We start from the raw sequence: 2,946 nt of genomic DNA, 5'->3' as shown, positions 1-2,946 counted from the left end.
GACGTTTACCTATGGATAAGCTAGAAAGAGCACACGGAGGATGCCTAGGCGCTAGGAGCCGAAGAAGGACGTGGCGAACGACGAAATGCCTCGGGGAGCTGTAAGCAAGCATCGATCCGAGGATGTCCGAATGGGGGAACCCAGCAGCGGTAATACGCTGTTATCCATGCATGAATACATAGTGCATGAGAAGGCATACCCGGGGAACTGAAACATCTAAGTACCCGGAGGAGAAGAAAACAACAGTGATTCCGTCAGTAGCGGCGAGCGAAAGCGGATTAGCCCAAACCAGGGGGCTTGCCCCCTGGGGTTGTAGGACGTCAATGTGAGAAAAGTTTCTTAGACGAACAGGTCTGGAAAGGCCGGCCATAGAAGGTAAGAGCCCTGTAATCGAAAAGAAGCGTATCTCTAGACGGATCCTGAGTACGGCGGGACACGAGAAACCCCGTCGGAAACCGGCAGGACCATCTGCCAAGGCTAAATACTCCCTAGCGACCGATAGTGAAGCAGTACCGTGAGGGAAAGGTGAAAAGCACCCCGGGAGGGGAGTGAAATAGAACCTGAAACCGTGTGCTTACAAGAAGTCAGAGCCCGTTCATGGGTGATGGCGTGCCTTTTGTAGAATGAACCGGCGAGTTACGTTTGCATGCGAGGTTAAGGTGAAGAGCCGGAGCCGAAGCGAAAGCGAGTCTGAATAGGGCGAGTTAAGTATGCAGGCGTAGACCCGAAACCGGGTGATCTACCCCTGGCCAGGGTGAAGGTGCGGTAACACGCACTGGAGGCCCGAACCCACGTCTGTTGAAAAAGCCGGGGATGAGCTGGGGGTAGGGGAGAAATTCCAATCGAACTCGGAGATAGCTGGTTCTCCCCGAAATAGCTTTAGGGCTAGCCTCGGACGGTTCGTAGCGGAGGTAAAGCACTGATTGGGTGCGGGGCCCGCCAAGGGTTACCAAGTCCAGTCAAACTCTGAATGCCGCATACGACAGTCCGGGAGTCAGACGGTGAGTGCTAAGATCCATCGTCAAGAGGGAAACAGCCCAGATCAACAGCTAAGGTCCCCAAGTGTGTGTTCAGTGGGAAAGGATGTGGAGTTGCGAAGACAACCAGGATGTTGGCTTAGAAGCAGCCACCATTGAAAGAGTGCGTAATAGCTCACTGGTCGAGTGACTCTGCGCCGAAAATGTAACGGGGCTAAACACACCACCGAAGCTTTGACATGATACTATGTATCTTGGGTAGGGGAGCGTTGAATGCACGTTGAAGTCTGACCGTGAGGACAGGTGGAGCGCATTCAAGTGAGAATGCCGGTATGAGTAACGAAAAGATCAGTGAGAATCTGATCCGCCGAAAGCCTAAGGGTTCCTGAGGAAGGTTCGTCCGCTCAGGGTAAGTCGGGACCTAAGGCGAGGCCGAAAGGCGTAGCCGATGGACAACAGGTGGAAATTCCTGTACCGCCGTAGCCGTTATGAGCGATGGAGTGACGCAGAAGGATAGTGACGCTGGGCGATGGATTGCCCAGTCCAAGCAGTGAGGCTGGTGTGCAGGCAAATCCGCACACTATAAGGCTGAGCTGTGATGGGGAGGGAAACTTACAGTACCGAAGGTCATGCGTTCATGCTGCCAAGAAAAGCTTCTAGCCAGGCGAAGGCGCCCGTACCGGAAACCGACACAGGTGGGCACGCAGAGCATGCGAAGGCGCGCGGAAGAACTCTCGTTAAGGAACTCGGCAACATGACCCCGTAACTTCGGGAGAAGGGGTGCCCCGGTAGGGTGAATAGCCCGAGGGGGCCGCAGTGAAAAGGCCCAAGCGACTGTTTAGCAAAAACACAGGTCTGTGCGAAGCCGCAAGGCGAAGTATACGGGCTGACGCCTGCCCGGTGCTGGAAGGTTAAGGGGAGCGGTTAGCTGCAAAGCGAAGCTGTGAACCGAAGCCCCAGTAAACGGCGGCCGTAACTATAACGGTCCTAAGGTAGCGAAATTCCTTGTCAGGTAAATTCTGACCCGCACGAATGGCGTAACGACTTGGGCGCTGTCTCAACGAGAGATCCGGTGAAATTTTAGTACCTGTGAAGATGCAGGTTACCCGCGACGTGACGGAAAGACCCCATGGAGCTTTACTGCAGCTTGATATTGGACTTGGGTGTGATTTGTACAGGATAGGTGGGAGCCTGAGAAGCCGGTGCGCCAGCATCGGTGGAGGCGACGTTGGGATACCACCCTGATCGCACTTGAGTTCTAACCTGGCACCATGATCTGGTGCGGGGACCGTGTCAGGCGGGCAGTTTGACTGGGGCGGTCGCCTCCCAAAGAGTAACGGAGGCGTCCCAAGGTTCCCTCAGAATGGTTGGAAATCATTCGGAGAGTGCAAAGGCAGAAGGGAGCTTGACTGCGAGACCTACAAGTCGAGCAGGGACGAAAGTCGGGCTTAGTGATCCGGTGGTACCGCATGGAAGGGCCATCGCTCAACGGATAAAAGCTACCCTGGGGATAACAGGCTTATCTCCCCCAAGAGTCCACATCGACGGGGAGGTTTGGCACCTCGATGTCGGCTCATCGCATCCTGGGGCTGAAGTAGGTCCCAAGGGTTGGGCTGTTCGCCCATTAAAGCGGTACGCGAGCTGGGTTCAGAACGTCGTGAGACAGTTCGGTCCCTATCTGTCGCGGGCGCAGGAAATTTGAGAGGAGCTGTCCTTAGTACGAGAGGACCGGGATGGACGTACCGCTGGTGTACCAGTTGTTCCGCCAGGAGCACAGCTGGGTAGCTATGTACGGAAGGGATAAGCGCTGAAAGCATCTAAGCGTGAAGCCCCCCTCAAGATGAGATTTCCCAGTATGTAAGACCCCTTGTAGACGACGAGGTTGATAGGTTCGAGGTGGAAGCGCAGCAATGCGTGGAGCTGACGAATACTAATCGGTCGAGGGCTTATCCAAAACATAGAGCTTCTA

Annotated in this window: 1 rRNA gene; it reads left to right on the top strand. The window is 55.0% G+C overall.

What is annotated here, in order from left to right:
• The first annotated feature begins 13 nt into the window (after positions 1-13).
• Positions 14-2,931, top strand: a 23S ribosomal RNA gene (locus SD70_RS32355).
• The last annotated feature ends 15 nt before the right edge of the window (positions 2,932-2,946 follow it).

It is taken from the genome of Gordoniibacillus kamchatkensis, from assembly GCF_000829455.1.
GTDB lineage: Bacteria > Bacillota > Bacilli > Paenibacillales > NBRC-103111 > Gordoniibacillus > Gordoniibacillus kamchatkensis.
This window is presented reverse-complemented; position numbering and strand designations above follow the sequence as displayed.